Below are 15,126 nucleotides of genomic sequence, written 5' to 3'. Positions count from 1 at the left end.
GATTCGCCCCGCGTTCACCCGGGGCGTCCGCGTTGTCAGTGGGGCGTGCTCTCATGGAAGGCATGATCGAAGAGTTCTTGACCCAAGGCGTCCACGATGTCGAGGAGGCCCTCAGGAAGGCCGCCGCGGCCGAGGTGACCCCCCGCTTCCGGCAGCTCGCCGAGGGCGACGTCGTGGAGAAGAGCGGCCCCCACGACATGGTGACCGTGGCCGACCGCCGCGCGGAGGAGCAGCTCACCGCCGACCTGGCCGCCCTCCTGCCGGGTTCGGTCGTCGTCGGCGAGGAGGCCGTCCACGCCGACCCGACGATCTACGAGGCGATAGGCGGCGACGCCCCGGTCTGGATCGTCGACCCCGTCGACGGCACCCGGCAGTTCGTCCACGGCGACCCCGGCTTCTGCATGCTCGTCGCCCTCTCGGTCGGCGGCGAGGTCCGGGCCTCCTGGACGTACGCCCCGGCGCTCGACGAGTTCGCCGTGGCGGTCCGCGGCAAGGGAGCCTGGCTCGACGGACAGCGGCTGACCGCGGGCTCGCCCGGCGCCGGCCGGACGCTCGAAGTCGCCACCTCGCACCCCGACTTCACCACCGAGGAGCAGAAGCACGCACTCCTCGGGCTGCGGACGGAGGGCGTGCGCCCCCGGCCGTGCGGCTCGGCGGGTCTCGAATACCTGGCCATCGCCAGGGGCGCGCTGGACGCCGTCGCCTTCTCGTGGGAGCTGGCCTGGGACCACGCCGCCGGGCTGCTGCTCGTCGCCGAGGCGGGAGGCGCCTCGCTCACGCTGAGCGGCGAGCCCTTCCGCCTGGCCGGTGGCAACGCGCTGCCGTTCACCGCGGCGCGCGACGCCGCCACCGCCCGCCGGGTCGTGGAGCTCCTCGCCGCGGGGGCCTGAGAGCCCGGGGCCCGGCCCCGGCCTATCCTGTGCGGCAGTGGCCACCGGCTGACGAAGGAGTCCAGGTGCCGTCGATGCTTGATGCCGTCGTCGTGGGGGCGGGGCCCAACGGGCTGACCGCCGCCGTCGAGCTGGCCCGGCGCGGCCTCTCCGTGGCCGTCTTCGAGGCGAAGAGCACGGTGGGGGGCGGTTCGCGCACCGAGGAGCTGACGCTGCCCGGCTTCCGGCACGACCCCTGCTCAGCGGCGCACCCGCTGGCGATCAACTCCCCGGCCTTCCGCGACATGCCCCTCGACCGGTACGGCCTGGAGTGGCTCCACGCCCCGCTGCCCATGGCGCACCCCTTCCCGGACGGCAGCGCCGCCGTGCTCTCCCGCTCGGTGGCGGAGACCGCGGCCTCCTTCGGCCCCCGGGACGCGGGGGCGTACCGCCGCCTGGTGGAGCCCTTCCTGCCGCACTGGGACGTGCTGCTCAAGGACTTCATGTCCCTGCCGATGAGCGCCCTGCCGCGCGACCCCGTCACCCTCGCCCGCTTCGGGCTCGCCGGGCTGCCCCCGTCGACGTGGCTGATGCGGCGCTTCCGCGACGACCGGGCCCGCGCCCTCTTCGCCGGTCTCGTCGCACACGTCATCGCGCCCCTCGACGGCATCGTCACCGGCGGCGTCGGCATGGTCTTCGCGCTGGCCGCGCACGCCCGCGGCTGGCCCGTCGCCCGCGGCGGCTCCCAGTCGATCGCCGACGCGCTCACCGGGTACCTGACGGACCTCGGCGGCTCCGTCCACACGGACTACGAGGTCAAGCGGCTCGACGACCTCCCGCCCGCGCGCGCCTACGTCTTCGACACCTCGCCGACCGCGCTGGCCCGGATCGCGGACCTGGGGAACGTGTACGAGAACTACCGCTACGGAGCCGGTGTCTTCAAGGTCGACTACGCCCTCGACGGCCCCGTCCCCTGGACGGCGGAAGAGGCGCGCTCCGCGGGGACCGTGCAGGTCGGCGCGGACAGCCGCGAGATCGGCGCCGCGCTGCGGGCCGTCTCGCGCGAGGGGCGCGCGCCGGACGCCCCCTTCCTGATCACCACGCAGCCGAGCCTCGTCGACCCCTCCCGCGCCCCGGCGGGCAAGCACGTCTTCTGGGCGTACGGCCATGTGCCGAACGGCTGGCGGGGCGATCTGACCGACGCCGTCGAGCGCCAGTTGGAGCGCTTCGCGCCCGGCTTCCGCGACCGCGTCCTCGCCCGCGCCACGGCGGGCCCGCCCGAACTGGCCGCGCGCAACGCCAACTACGTGGGGGGTGACATCGCCTGCGGCGCCGCGCGAGGGCTGCAACTGCTGCTGCGGCCCAAGCTCTCCCTCTTCCCCTACGGCACCCGGCACCCGGCCGTCTTCATCTGCTCGTCGGCGACACCACCGGGCCCCGGCGTCCACGGCATGTCCGGGCACAATGCCGCCAAGGCGGTCTGGAAGCGGCTGCGCGCCGCATGAAGGAGGAAAGCGAGCCCGTGCCCGTCGTGCCCGTGCCCGTCGTGCTCGTCCAGGGCGACATCACCCGGCAGCGCGTGGACGCCGTCGTCAACGCCGCCAACTCCTCGCTCCTGGGCGGCGGTGGCGTCGACGGCGCGATCCACCGCGCCGGCGGACCCGAGATCCTCGCCGACTGCCGGCGGCTGCGCGCCGCGCGGTACGGCAAGGGGCTGCCCACCGGCCGTGCCGTCGCCACCGTCGCGGGCCGCCTCCACGCGCGGCACGTCATCCACACCGTGGGGCCCGTCTGGTCCGCCACGGAGGACCGCTCGGAGCTGCTCGCCTCCTGCCACCGCGAGTCGCTGCGCGTCGCCGCCGAGCTGGGGGCGCGTACGGTCGCGTTCCCCGCGATCTCGACCGGGGTGTACCGCTGGCCGGTCGACGACGCCGCCCGCATCGCCCTCCGCACGGTCCGGGAGGCCGCCGACCCCGAGCACCTCGACGAGGTGCGGTTCGTGCTCCACGACCGCGCCGCGTACGAGGTGTTCGCGGCGGAGCCGGCCACCCAGGGCGATGGGTGACGCGCCGGTCCCGGCCGCGCGAGGTTGATGTCGGATTCTCGCCAGTCAGGGGTCGGGGAATCCGAAATGCTTGAGCACATGCACACCGACACCGAGCGCTGCGTACGTGCCGTGCGGTCGAAGGACGCCCGCTTCGACGGCTGGTTCTTCACGGCCGTCCTCACCACCCGCATCTACTGCCGCCCGAGCTGCCCGGTCGTGCCGCCCAAGGACCGGAACATGACCTTCTACCCGAGCGCCGCCGCCTGCCAGCAGGCCGGGTTCCGGGCCTGCAAGCGCTGCCGCCCCGACAGCAGCCCCGGCTCGCCCGAGTGGAACCACCGGGCCGACCTCGTGGCCCGCGCCATGCGTCTCATCGCCGACGGCGTCGTCGACCGCGAAGGCGTCCCCGGTCTCGCGGCCCGGCTCGGCTACAGCGCCCGCCAGGTGGAGCGCCAGCTCCTCGCCGAACTGGGCGCGGGCCCCCTCGCGCTCGCCCGCGCCCAGCGCGCGCAGACCGCGCGGCTGCTCATCGAGACGACCGCGCTGCCCATGGGGGACATCGCCTTCGCCGCCGGGTTCTCCTCGATCCGTACGTTCAACGACACCGTCCGCGAGGTCTTCGCGCTCGCCCCGGGGGAGCTGCGGGCCCGGGTGCCGAAGCGGGCCGCCGCCGGGACCGCCGCGTCCGGCACGTCCGGCGTGCTCAGCCTGCGGCTGCCGTTCCGCGCGCCGCTCAACCCCGACAACCTCTTCGGGCACCTCATCGCGACCGGCGTGCCGGGGGTGGAGGAGTGGCGCGACGGCGCCTACCGGCGGACCCTGAGCCTGCCCTACGGCCACGGCATCGCCGCCCTCACCCCGCACCCCGACCACATCGGCTGCCGCCTCAGCCTGACCGACCTGCGCGATCTGACCATCGCGATCAGCCGCTGCCGCCGCCTGCTCGACCTGGACGCCGACCCGGCCGCCATCGACGGCCAGTTGCGCGCCGACCCGCTGCTCGCCCCTCTCGTCGACAAGGCTCCCGGGCGACGGGTGCCCCGTACCGTCGACGAGGCCGAGTTCGCCGTGCGCGCCGTCCTCGGCCAGCAGGTCTCCACCGCCGCCGCCCGCACCCACGCGGCACGCCTGGTGACCGCGTACGGCGAGCCCGTCGACGACCCGGAGGGCGGCCTCACCCACCTCTTCCCCGGACCGGAGCGGCTCGCCTCCCTCGACCCCGGTTCGCTGGCGCTGCCCCGCAGCCGCCGCACCACCCTGACGACCCTCGTGCGCCATCTGGCCGACGGCGGCATCAGCCTCGGCTCGGGCACCGGCTGGGACGAGGCGCGCGACCGGCTCACCGCGCTGCCGGGGTTCGGGCCCTGGACGGTCGAGGTGATCGCGATGCGCGCGCTCGGCGACCCCGACGCCTTCCTCCCCTCCGACCTCGGCATCCGGCGCAGCGCGCGCGAGCTGGGCCTGCCGCACACCCCCGCCGCGCTCACCGCGCGCGCCGCCGCCTGGCGGCCCTGGCGGGCCTACGCGGTGCAGTACCTCTGGGCCGTCGACGACCACCCGATCAACTCCATCCCCGGGCGGGATGCGTGAGTGAGGACGTGACCATGGAACGTGTGCACACCGTGCTGGACAGCCCCTACGGGGAGCTGACGCTCGTCGCCACCGACGGCGTCCTCAGCGGCCTGTACATGACCGACCAGCGCCACCGGCCGGGGCAGGAGACCTTCGGCGCCCGCGACGAGCGCCCCTTCGGAGAGGCGATCAGCCAGCTGGAGGCCTATTTCGCGGAGGAGCTGACGGAGTTCGACCTGGAGCTCCGGCTCGACGGGACACCGTTCCAGCGCACGGTCTGGGACGAACTCCTCCGCATCCCGTACGGAGAGACCCGGACGTACGGCGAACTCGCCGGACTCCTCGGCAGGCCCAGCGCGTCCCGCGCCGTCGGCCTCGCCAACGGCAAGAACCCCATCAGCGTCATCGTGCCGTGCCACCGCGTCGTCGGCGCCAACGGCAGCCTGACGGGGTACGGCGGCGGGCTCGACCGCAAGCAGCGGCTCCTCGCCTTCGAGAGCGGAAGCCCGGGCGGCGGGCGTCCCGACGCCCTGTTCTGACACCACCGAGGCGCCGGGTCAGCCGACCCGGTGCCCGTCCTCCAGCTCCGCCGTGTGGTCGCCGCGCGCGAGGACGCCGAGCGCGGCCGTCACGCGGCGGCCCAGCGAGGCGGACAGCAGCTCGGTGACGTCCTCGGGGTCCACCAGGCGCCAGGAGAGCAGCTCCTCCTCCTGGAGGCGGATCGACTTGAGCTGTTCCGGGGTGAGCACGCCGCCGTCGTAGAGGTAGGCGACCAGCGGTGGCCGGATGTCCGCCGTCCTCGCGGGGACCCAGTCCACCGCGAGCAGCCGTCCGAGCGCGACGTCGAGGCCGACCTCCTCGGCGGTCTCCCTGCGGGCGCCCTGGCGCGGCGTCTCCCCGTCGTCCGACTCCACGGTGCCGCCGGGCAGCGCCCAGCCCTCGCGGTAGTTGGGCTCGACGAGCAGCACGCGGCCCTCCGCGTCCCGGAAGAGCGCGGCGGCTCCGACGATGACGCGCGGCAGTCCGGCGATGTACGTGGCGTAGTCCTGGGTGCTCATCCGGGAAGCGTACCCAGGGTCTGATCGATCATTTCTCCCGTGACGGCGCCCGAAATGTAGTGCGAAAGCATGACGATCCCACCCGCCGTGCCGTCTCGCCGCGCGGGCGGCCATGGGCAGGGAGCCCCTCCTGCGGTTATGGTCGCAGCGGCGCGACTGCCTTGACGTGAGCAAGGCCCAAGTAGCAAGGGGAATGCAAGGTGGCGGACGCTGCAGGGACGGCGGGAAGCGAGCAGCAGGCGCGGCGCGAGCGGGCGCCCCATGTGCTCATCGCCGCGGACAAGTTCAAGGGTTCGCTCACGGCCGTGCAGGTCGCGGAGCGTGTGACGGCCGGGCTCCACCGCGCCGCCCCCGGTGTGCGGGTCGAGGCCCTGCCGGTCGCCGACGGCGGTGACGGCACGGTCGCCGCGGCCGTCGCGGGCGGCTTCGAACGCCGGGAGGTGCGCGTCACGGGCCCGCTCGGCGAGCCGGTCACGGCGGCGTACGCGCTGAAGGACGGCACCGCCGTGGTGGAGATGGCCGAGGCATCGGGGCTGCAACTGCTCCCCGACGGTGTCTTCGCGCCCCTCACGGCCACGACGTACGGCTCCGGCGAACTCATCGGGGCCGCGCTGGACGCGGGCGCCCGCACCATCGTCTTCGGCGTCGGCGGCAGCGCGACGACCGATGGCGGCGCGGGCATGCTGGCCGCGCTCGGCGCCCGCTTCCTCGACGCGGACGGCGCGCCCGTCGGTCCGGGCGGCGGGCCGCTCGCGTCACTCGCCACCGCCGACCTCTCGGGCCTCGACCCGCGGCTGCGGGACGTCGAGACCGTCCTCGCCAGCGACGTCGACAACCCGCTGACCGGGCCGAAGGGCGCGCCCGCGGTCTACGGTCCGCAGAAGGGGGCCACCCCGGAGGACGTCGCCACGCTCGACGCGGCACTCGCGCACTTCGCGACGGTCCTGGAGAAGGCCGTCGGGCCCCGGGCCGCCGAGTACGCGCAGGCGCCCGGCGCGGGGGCCGCGGGCGGCATCGGCTACGGGGCGCTCGTCGGGCTCGGGGCGAGCTTCCGGGCCGGCATCGACGTCATGCTCGACGTCCTCGGCTTCGCGCCCGCGCTGGAGCGGGCCACGCTGGTGATCACGGGGGAGGGCTCGCTCGACGAGCAGACCCTCCACGGCAAGGCCCCCGCCGGGGTGGCCGCGGCGGCCCGGGCCGCCGGGATCGAGGTCGTCGCCGTCTGCGGGCGGCTCGCCCTTCCCGCGGAGGCGCTCGGCCGCGCCGGCATCCGGCGTGCGTACGCCCTCACGGACGTGGAGCCGGATGTCGAGCGGTGCATCGCCGAGGCGGGGCCGCTGCTTGAGCAGCTCGCGGAGGCCCTGGGGCGGGACTACCTGGCCTAGGGTCCCGCGGCCCGGGGCGTCCGCCCGGCCGGGGCTTCTGCGCGGGTGCGGGTTGTTCCGGGTCGCTCGCGCGGTTCCCCGCGCCCCTCACGGGGCGCCCGCCAGGCGGTGGGCCTCCAGGGCCAGGGTGACCTCCACCAGGTCCCTCGGTCTCGTCAGGGAGCGTGACGTCAGCTGTTCCAGGCGGCGCAGGCGGTTGAAGACCGTGTTGCGGTGGCAGTAGAGGCGGGCCGCCGCCCGGCCCGCCGAGCCCTCGCAGTCCAGCCAGGTGTCCAGGGTCTCCAGGAGGACCGCGCGGTCCGACGGCTCCACGGTGAGGACTTCGCCGAGCACGTCGGCCACGAGGCGCCCCGCCAGCTCCGGCTGGCTCACCACCAGAGCGGCCGGCATCCGCTGGTCGAGCCGGACGATGCCGGTCGCGTCCGGGGGACAGGTGCGCAGGGCCAGTTCCGCGAGGCGGCGCGCGTGGCCGAGGTCCGCGAGGCCGCCCACCACGGGGCTGATCCCGCCGGGGCCCGGACACCGCCCGTCCAGGAGCCGGGCGAGCCCGTCCAGGCCCTCCTCGGCACGCAGCGCGACCACGCCGACCTCGCAGTCCGTCCGCATCCGCCAGATGAAGCGAAACCCCGTCCGCTGGATCTGCCGGTGGAACGCCTCGCGCCCGTCGCGCCGCTCCACCCGCAGCACCACCACCGCGTAGGGGCCGTGCTCCGGCAGGTCGAGCCCGGCCGCCGCGCGCGCGGCGAGCCCCGGCGTGGCCTGGCCCTCCAGGAGCGCGTCGAGCAGCGCCTGCAACTGCTCGTCCGTGCGGCGCCGCAGTTCGAGCTCCGTCGCGCGGTAGGCGTCGGAGGCGACCGCCGCCTGGGCGTCCACCGCCGACCACACCATCGTCGCCGACCGCATCAGGACCGCCAGCTTCTCGGGGTCGCGGCCGGCGACGCCTTCGAGGAGCGAGTCCCACACCAGGTAGCCCGCGTTCCGGTACGAGTGGATCAGCAGGTCGAGCGGGAGCCCCTGCTGGGCCCTGCGCCGCCCCGCCTCCTCCGCGTACTCCAGGTCGCGGCGCGGCGAGGCCCGCGGCGCCGAGATCGCCTCGATGCCGATCCGCATGGCCTCCTCGGCCTCCCGCCAGTGCACGTCGTGGGGCAGGACGCGGCCGAACACCGGTGAGTGGTCGGAGAGCTGGCGCAGATGCTCGTCGACCAGTTCGGGCACGCGCGGCAGCAGCGCCGTGCACGCCTCCTTCAGCAGACGCCAGTCGTGTCCGGTCCGTGGCCTGCGCCCGTTCGTGGGTCCGGTCATGGTTCCCCCTCGTCGCCGCGCTCCCGGACGTCACCGCGGAGGTCACCGGGACGTCGTTGGTGCGGAGGATGCCATGGGGCGGGCCCCTCGGTCAGGCCCCTGACACGCGGTGTTGTGCGGCTGCACAACGGCGGGGCACCGCCGCTGGTCCCCCGCAGCGTTTCCCCGCCGGGCCGTGGACGGCCGGGTCCCGCGGTGCTGGGGTGAGCGCCACGCGACGGCGGACGGGCCGTGCGGGAACTGGGGGTCGGTACGTGGGCGGCAGGATCGTGAAGGGCTTCGGCACGGGCGCGCGCGCCCCGGGACAGGGCGGCGGCGCCGCGCCCGGCGGCGGTCTCGCCGTACGGGAGGTGTCGGTCGGCTACGGCCCCGTGCGCGCGCTGCGCCGGGTCTCGCTCGACGTGCCGGACGGCGCCGTCGTCGCGGTGCTCGGCTCCAACGGCGCGGGCAAGTCGACGCTCCTGCGCGCCGTCTCCCGCACCCTCTCCTTCCAGGGCGGGACGCTCACCTCGGGAGACGTCCGCTTCCAGGGCAGGCGGACCGACGGCCTCGCGCCGGAGCGCGTCGTGGCGGCGGGGATCTCCCAGGTCCCCGAGGGCAGACAGGTGTTCGCCCGGATGACCGTCGCCGACAACCTGCGCGCCGGAGCCCTCGGCTCCACCGGCTCGCGCACGGCCAGGGCGCGGGCCCTGCGCCGCGTCCACGAGCTGTTCCCCGTCCTCGCCGACCGCGCGGGACAGCGCGCCGGGCTGCTCTCCGGCGGTGAACAGCAGATGCTCGCCGTGGGCAGGGCCCTGATGGCCTCGCCGCGCCTGCTGCTCCTCGACGAGCCGTCCCTGGGGCTCGCCCCGCTGATGGCCGCCCGCATCGCCGACACCATCCGGGAGATCAACGCACAGGGCACCTCGGTGCTCCTCGTCGAGCAGAACGCCGCGCTCGCACTGCGGCTCGCCTCCCACGCGTACGTGCTCGACGTCGGCGAGGTCGCCCTCTCGGGCCCCGCGGACGAACTCGCCGCCTCCGACGAGGTACGCCGCCGCTACCTCGGCGTGGTCGACGAGGACGCGGCGGCCGACGCCTCCCGGGGCCTCGGCGCACTGCCGGAGCTGCCCCGCTGGGAGGCCGGCCGATGACGCCGGGGACCCCCGCACTCGTCGTGCGCGACGTGACCGTCCGCTTCGCCGGGCTCACCGCCCTGGACGCCGTCAGCTTCACGGTCCGCCCCGGCACCGTGCACGCCGTGATCGGCCCCAACGGCGCCGGCAAGTCCACCTGCTTCAACGTCCTGTCCGGCGTCTACCGCGCCACCAGCGGCAGCGTCCGCTTCGGGGAGCACGAACTCACCGGCATGCGCCCCCACCGCATCGCGGGCCTCGGCGTCGCCCGCATCTTCCAGAACCTCGCGCTGCCGCCGCGCGCCACGGTCGCCGACAGCCTGCTGCTCGGCCGCCACCGGCTGACCCGCACCGGCTTCGTCGCCGCGGGCCTGCGGCTCCCCTCGGCGGCCAAGGAGGAGCGAAGGCACCGCGAACGCGTCCGCGAGATCGCGGCCTTCGTCGGCCTGGAACGCCAGCTCCACCTGCCCGCGGGCGCCCTGCCCTACGGCCAGCAGAAGCTCGCCGAACTGGCGCGCGCCCTGTGCATGGAGCCGCGCCTGCTGCTCCTCGACGAGCCCGTGGCGGGCATGACCGCCGACGAGCGGCGCCGCACCGCCGCCGTCATCGCGGGCGTCCGCGACAGCCTCGGCATCTCGATCGTCCTGGTCGAACACGACATGGGGGTGGTGATGCGGCTCGCGGACGCGGTGACCGTACTGGACTTCGGCCGCAGGATCGCCGACGGCACCCCCGCCGACGTACAGAACGACCCCGCGGTCGTCCGCGCCTACCTCGGCGAGGGCGACCGCGCGGACCAGCGCGCGGACGACCGTACGGACGAAGGGGAGCCCCGCCCATGAGCACGTTCTTCGAGCTCCTCCTCAACGGCCTGTCGATGGGTTCCGTCTACGCCCTCATCGCCCTCGGCTTCGTCGTCATCTTCCGCGCCACCGAGGTCGTGAACTTCGCGCACGCCTCCCTGCTCCTCGCGGGCGGCTACATCACCGCGTCCCTCCACGACGACCTCGGCTTCTGGCCGGCGCTGCTCGTGGGCGTCGCGGGCGCCGCCGTGGTCGGCGCGGCCGTCGAGTACCTGGTCATGCGCCGCTACCGGGGCAGCGACCACAGCGTCCTCGCCATCGTCACCATCGGCGTCGACATCCTGCTCACCACCGAGCTGGCCCGGCGTCTCGGCACCGACGTGCTGCCGCTCGGCGACCCCTGGGGCGACGCCGTGCTGACCGTCGGGCCGATCTCCATCGCCCACACCCGCGTCGCCGCCCTCGTCACCGCGGCCCTGCTCATCACCGTCTTCCTGCTCGCCTTCCGCTACACCTCCTGGGGCGTGGCCATGCGCGCCGCCGCCGAGAGCCCCCAGACCGCCGCGCTGATGGGCGTACGGCTCGGCAGGGTGTCACTGGGCGCGTGGGCGGTCGCGGGGGCGCTGGCGGCCGTGGCCGCGCTGTTCCTCACCGTCTTCCCGACGCCGGGCCTGGAGCGCGCCACGTCCCTCGCCGCCCTGAAGGCGTTCCCCGCCGCGATCCTCGGCGGCCTCGACTCCACGACCGGCGCCCTCGTCGGCGGCCTCGTGGTCGGCGTGACGGAGGCCCTCGCCACCGGCTACCAGAGCGAGCTGACCTTCCTCGGGCGCGGCCTCGGCGACCTCGCGCCCTACCTCGTGATGACCGTCATCCTGCTGATCAGGCCCGCCGGGCTCTTCGGCACGAAGGAGCTGGCCCGTGTCTGACGTCCTCGCGCGCTCCGCCCGTTCCGCGGGCCGGAACCTGCTCACCCGCCGCCGCGCCCACGCCTGGGCCGCCGTCGCGGCCGTCCTCCTCGCCCTGCCCTTCTACCTCGACCGCTTCTGGCTCCAGGCGGGCCTGTTCGCGATGGCCGCGGCGATCGGCGCCATCGGCATCAACCTCCTCACGGGCGCGACGGGCCAGCTCTCCATGGGCCACGCCTTCTTCCTCGCCATCGGGGCGTACGGGTACTGCGTCCTCGCCGGGGACGGCGGCGACGGCCTGACCGGCCTCGGTCTGCCCACCTGGCTCGCGGCCACCCTCGCGGTGGGGCTCGCCGGGCTCGCGGGCGGGCTCTTCAGCCCCATCGCGGGACGCCTGCGGGGCGCCTACCTGGGCATCGCGACCCTCGCGCTGATCTTCATCGGGCAGCACGTGCTGTTCAACGCCCACGATCTGACGGGCGGCTCCAACGGGCGCGACGTCCCGCCCCTGCACCTCTTCGGCCTCACCTTCGACGAGAGCGAGGCCGTCGTGGCCGCCGTCCCGTTCGGGACCGCGGAGAAACTCTGGTACGCGGGCCTCGTGCTGCTCCTGGCCTGCGGGCTCTTCGCCAGGGGCGTGCTGCGCGGACGTCCGGGCCGGGCCATGAACGCCATCCGGGACCACCGGGTCGCCGCGGGCGTCATCGGCGTGCCGGTGGCCCGCTACCGCGCCGGGGTCTTCGTCCTGTCGTCGATGTACGCGGGCCTCGCCGGGGTGCTGCTCGCCCTCGTCTTCCAGCGGACCGTGCCGGACTACTTCGGCATGACGCTGTCCCTCGAATACCTCGCCATGATCGTCATCGGCGGCCTCGGCTCGGTCTCCGGGGCGGTCGCGGGCGCGGCCCTCGTCTCCCTGCTGCCGCAGCTCCTGACGCGGTACAGCGACGCGCTGCCCCTCGTCTCGGCCCCCGGCAGCGGCGGCGTCTCACCGGGCGAGGCGTCCCGGTACCTGTACGGCGCCGCCGTCGTGGCGGTCGTCCTCTTCCTGCCCGGCGGCCTGGTGAGGATCACCGCCCGGCGCAGCAAACCCACTCCAGGCACCTCAGGGGAGACAGCATGAACACACTGACCAGGGCCACGGCGGCCGCCACCGCGCTGGCGGCGCTCCTCGCGCTGACCGCGTGCAGCTCGAAGGCGGAGGACGGCGACGACGCGTCCCGGAGCGCCGGCGGCGTGAAGACCGGCGAGGGCGTCTCGGGCAAGACGATCGACCTGGGGGTGCTCACCGACATGACCGGGGTCTACGCCACCCTCGGCAAGAGCGTCACCCAGGCCCAGCAGCTCTACGTCGACCAGACCAACGCCGACGGCGGCATCTGCGGCCGCGAGCTGAAGCTGACCGTCCGCGACCACGGCTACGACCCGCAGAAGGCCGTCGCCGCCTACACCGAGCTGGAGCCGAAGGTCCTCGGCTTCGCCCAGTTCATCGGCTCGCCGTTCGTCGCCGCCGTCGAGCAGCGGATCGAGGGCAACAAGGGCCTCGTCCTGCCGCAGGCCTGGTCGTCGAACCTCCTGGGCAACGCCTACGTGCGGGTGATCGGCTCCACGTACGACCTGGAGACGATCAACGCGATCGACTTCCTGATGAAGGAGAAGGGGCTCAAGAAGGGCGACAAGATCGGCCACGTCTACTTCGAGGGCGACTACGGCGAGAGCGCCCTGAAGGGCTCCGCGCACATGGCCGACGAGGCGGGCCTCACGGTCGTCGAGCAGAAGATCAAGCCGACGGACAACGACATGACCGCCCAGGTCTCCGCGCTGAAGAAGGCCGGCGTCAAGGGCATCGTGGTCAGTGCGGGTCCGCGCCAGGCCGCGTCCCTGGTGGGCGTCGCCGCGGCGGGCCGCTTCGACGTCCCGGTCATCGGCAACAACTCCGCGTTCGCCCCGCAGCTCCTCGCCACGCAGTCGGGCCCCGCCCTGCAGAAGAACTACTACGTCGCCTCGCCCACGCTGCCCATCGGCGCGGACACGGAGGCGGCGAAGAAGCTCGTCGCCGACTACCGGAAGGCCTACCCCAAGGACACCCTGGACAACGGCGTCGTCGCCGGCTGGACGGCCGCCGCGGTCTTCGGCGAGGCCCTGAAGAAGGCATGCGCGGACAAGGACCTCACGCGGGCCGGCGTCGGCAAGGCCCTGCTGGCCATCGACGCCTTCGACTCGGGCTTCGGCGTCCCCCAGGACTTCAGCGACCCGAAGGCCCCGTCGTCCCGGCAGAGCGTCATCCTCCGGCCCGACGAGAAGGCGACGGGCGGCATGAGGGTCGTACGGGAGCCCGAGGCGGCGAAACAGGCAGCCACGTACCGCCCGTCGGACGATTGAGGACGCGTCCGAAGGACGTAGCACGATGAAAGGCGGCAGGGCGGCACGACGGCAGGACGGCACGCGAAAGGGGCCCGGATCATACGATCCGGGCCCCTTTCCGATACCGCTTACGGCAGCTGCGCGGCACGCGCCTCACGCCGGTTGTCCCGGAAGTTGTTCACCCGCCGAGCCGTGGCGAAGAGCGGGATCACCGCACCGAGGACGAGCTGGAGCGCACAGCCGGTCTGGAGGAGCAGCTGGCCGCCCGGCGCCTCGAAGGCCCACGCCGCGAGCAGCCCCATCGCCGCGACGATCCACGAGAGCATGGCCACCGCGAGGGGGCCCCGCGGCTTGGGGTACTCGACGCGGCTGACCATGAGCCAGGCCGTGCCGATGATCGCCAGGAGCGTCGCGATGAAGGGCAGCTCAAGGAGCACGATGGAGACCACCGTCAGCGCTCCGAAAGGAGACGGCATGCCCTGGAAGGTGCCGTCCTTCACGGTCACGCAACTGAACCGCGCAAGCCGCAGCACCACCGCCAGGAGCACCACGATCGCGCCCACCGCCGCCACCCGCTGGTGCGCGTCGTCGGCCACCATGCCGTAGACCAGGACGAAGTACGCGGGGGCCAGACCGAAGCTGATCAGGTCCGAGAGGTTGTCCAGCTCGGCGCCCATCGGCGAGGACCGCAGCTTGCGGGCCACGAGTCCGTCGAAGAGGTCGAAGACCGCCGCGCAGAGCATCAGGATCACGGCGGTCGCGGCGGAGTGCCGCGCCATGCCGCTCTCGGTGCTGCCCTGCACGTACGGGATGAGGATGCCGGTGGTGGTGAAGTACACCGCCATGAAGCCGCACGTGGCGTTGCCGAGCGTGAGCGTGTCCGCTATCGACAGGCGCAGCGAGAGGGGCATCTCCTCGTCGGCCTCGTCCTCCACGGCCTCGGGCACCCAGCCGGCCTGTGTCTCGGGATCAACCACGGTCAATGCGAGTCACCCCAGCCACGGTCTTCTGACCGACCTCGACGTCCACCTCGACACCCTCGGGGAGGTAGATGTCGACACGTGAGCCGAAGCGGATCAGGCCGATCCGCTCGCCCTGCTCCACCTTCGTGCCCTGCGGGACGTAGGGCACGATGCGCCGCGCGACCGCGCCCGCGATCTGGATCATCTCGATGTCGCCGAGCTCGGTGTCGAAGTGCCAGACAACGCGCTCGTTGTTCTCGCTCTCCTTGTTGAACGCCGGGACGAACCCGCCGGGGATGTGCTCCACGGACGTCACCGTGCCCGCGAGGGGCGCGCGGTTGACGTGGACATTCAACGGGCTCATGAAGATGGCGACGCGGGTACGCCCGTCCTTCCACGGCATGATGCTCTGCACCACGCCGTCGGCGGGGGAGATGACCCGGCCCGACGCGATCTCGCGCTCGGGGTCGCGGAAGAACCACAGCATGCCCGCCGCGAGAGCGGTGGCGGGCACGGCGACGGCCGCGGCACCCTTGGAGTGTCGCGCGCGGACGAGGCTGAGTGCCGCGGTGGCGACGGTCGGCAGGAGCCACGGCGATGCTCCGCGGGCAAGGCGTCCCTGGAGAATGCCGTCGCGTGGTGCAGAGGTTTGGCTGTGGGGCATGGATGACCTTCGTAGCGGATGATGCCGCGCAGGGAATGGGGGACGGCGGCTTTCTCCGGATGCTATCGGTTGCGGGCCACAAC

Annotated in this window: 15 protein-coding genes; 11 read left to right on the top strand and 4 right to left on the bottom strand. The window is 74.0% G+C overall.

The annotated features are described in order from the left end of the window. The first annotated feature begins 62 nt into the window (after window positions 1-62). From AB0I16_RS23650 to AB0I16_RS23630, 5 genes are all read left to right on the top strand, one after another. Window positions 63-890 (top strand): inositol monophosphatase family protein, encoded by an 828-nt coding sequence (locus AB0I16_RS23650; protein WP_363251494.1) that lies wholly within the window; start codon window positions 63-65, stop codon window positions 888-890. Window positions 891-955: 65 nt separating this feature from the next. Next, entirely contained in the window at window positions 956-2,374 is a 1,419-nt protein-coding gene (locus AB0I16_RS23645) for an NAD(P)/FAD-dependent oxidoreductase (RefSeq protein WP_363251493.1), read from the top strand. Beyond that, window positions 2,371-2,934, top strand: a complete 564-nt coding sequence (locus AB0I16_RS23640) for an O-acetyl-ADP-ribose deacetylase (protein ID WP_363251492.1) — start codon at window positions 2,371-2,373, stop codon at window positions 2,932-2,934. The genes AB0I16_RS23645 and AB0I16_RS23640 overlap by 4 nt, the downstream gene beginning before the upstream one ends. A 78-nt stretch (window positions 2,935-3,012) precedes the next feature. Continuing rightward, window positions 3,013-4,506: an AlkA N-terminal domain-containing protein gene (locus AB0I16_RS23635; RefSeq protein ID WP_363251491.1), complete on the top strand. Its 1,494-nt coding sequence runs from the start codon at window positions 3,013-3,015 to the stop codon at window positions 4,504-4,506. A gap of 14 nt (window positions 4,507-4,520) precedes the next feature. Further along, the gene (locus AB0I16_RS23630) at window positions 4,521-5,027 is read left to right on the top strand and encodes a methylated-DNA--[protein]-cysteine S-methyltransferase (protein WP_363251490.1); all 507 of its coding nucleotides are present in this window, start codon (window positions 4,521-4,523) and stop codon (window positions 5,025-5,027) included. Window positions 5,028-5,045: 18 nt separating this feature from the next. Here AB0I16_RS23630 and AB0I16_RS23625 read toward each other — a convergent pair whose 3' ends face one another. Further along, the gene (locus AB0I16_RS23625) at window positions 5,046-5,546 is read right to left on the bottom strand and encodes an NUDIX hydrolase (protein ID WP_363251489.1); all 501 of its coding nucleotides are present in this window, start codon (window positions 5,544-5,546) and stop codon (window positions 5,046-5,048) included. A gap of 263 nt (window positions 5,547-5,809) precedes the next feature. On the opposite strand from AB0I16_RS23625, the gene AB0I16_RS23620 reads away from it, so the two are divergent. Next, window positions 5,810-6,931 carry a glycerate kinase gene (locus AB0I16_RS23620; RefSeq protein ID WP_363251564.1) on the top strand — a complete coding sequence of 374 codons (1,122 nt, stop codon included), beginning with the start codon at window positions 5,810-5,812 and terminating at the stop codon, window positions 6,929-6,931. A gap of 87 nt (window positions 6,932-7,018) precedes the next feature. Here the strand turns inward: AB0I16_RS23620 and AB0I16_RS23615 are convergent, their stop codons facing one another. Continuing rightward, the gene (locus tag AB0I16_RS23615; protein ID WP_363251488.1) at window positions 7,019-8,233 is read right to left on the bottom strand and encodes a helix-turn-helix domain-containing protein; all 1,215 of its coding nucleotides are present in this window, start codon (window positions 8,231-8,233) and stop codon (window positions 7,019-7,021) included. A 350-nt stretch (window positions 8,234-8,583) separates the two neighbouring features. Here AB0I16_RS23615 and AB0I16_RS23610 point away from each other — a divergent pair, with 350 nt between their 5' ends. The 5 genes from AB0I16_RS23610 to AB0I16_RS23590 are packed head-to-tail and all read left to right on the top strand — an operon-like array spanning window position 8,584 to window position 13,435. Next, the gene (locus AB0I16_RS23610) at window positions 8,584-9,366 is read left to right on the top strand and encodes an ABC transporter ATP-binding protein (RefSeq protein WP_363251563.1); all 783 of its coding nucleotides are present in this window, start codon (window positions 8,584-8,586) and stop codon (window positions 9,364-9,366) included. Continuing rightward, window positions 9,363-10,190 (top strand): ABC transporter ATP-binding protein, encoded by an 828-nt coding sequence (locus tag AB0I16_RS23605; protein ID WP_363251487.1) that lies wholly within the window; start codon window positions 9,363-9,365, stop codon window positions 10,188-10,190. The genes AB0I16_RS23610 and AB0I16_RS23605 overlap by 4 nt, the downstream gene beginning before the upstream one ends. Beyond that, the gene (locus AB0I16_RS23600; RefSeq protein WP_363251486.1) at window positions 10,187-11,077 is read left to right on the top strand and encodes a branched-chain amino acid ABC transporter permease; all 891 of its coding nucleotides are present in this window, start codon (window positions 10,187-10,189) and stop codon (window positions 11,075-11,077) included. Before AB0I16_RS23605 ends, AB0I16_RS23600 begins: the two co-directional genes overlap by 4 nt. Before the next feature lie 37 nt (window positions 11,078-11,114). Further along, window positions 11,115-12,176 carry a branched-chain amino acid ABC transporter permease gene (locus AB0I16_RS23595; RefSeq protein WP_363251562.1) on the top strand — a complete coding sequence of 354 codons (1,062 nt, stop codon included), beginning with the start codon at window positions 11,115-11,117 and terminating at the stop codon, window positions 12,174-12,176. Then, a complete protein-coding gene (locus AB0I16_RS23590) occupies window positions 12,173-13,435 on the top strand; it encodes an ABC transporter substrate-binding protein (protein WP_363251485.1) in 1,263 nt (420 codons plus the stop codon). The genes AB0I16_RS23595 and AB0I16_RS23590 overlap by 4 nt, the downstream gene beginning before the upstream one ends. A gap of 110 nt (window positions 13,436-13,545) precedes the next feature. Here the strand turns inward: AB0I16_RS23590 and pssA are convergent, their stop codons facing one another. Both pssA and AB0I16_RS23580 read right to left on the bottom strand, forming a co-directional pair. Then, a complete protein-coding gene (pssA, locus tag AB0I16_RS23585) occupies window positions 13,546-14,400 on the bottom strand; it encodes a CDP-diacylglycerol--serine O-phosphatidyltransferase (RefSeq protein ID WP_363251484.1) in 855 nt (284 codons plus the stop codon). Beyond that, complete coding sequence (locus tag AB0I16_RS23580; RefSeq protein ID WP_363251483.1) at window positions 14,387-15,043, bottom strand: phosphatidylserine decarboxylase; 657 nt, start codon at window positions 15,041-15,043, stop codon at window positions 14,387-14,389. Before AB0I16_RS23580 ends, pssA begins: the two co-directional genes overlap by 14 nt. Window positions 15,044-15,126 lie beyond the last annotated feature (83 nt).

Origin of the sequence: Streptomyces sp. NPDC050703 (assembly GCF_040654435.1) — a bacterium.
GTDB lineage: Bacteria > Actinomycetota > Actinomycetes > Streptomycetales > Streptomycetaceae > Streptomyces.
Note: the sequence above shows the minus strand (reverse complement) of the source record. Positions and strands in the feature narration are given on the sequence as shown.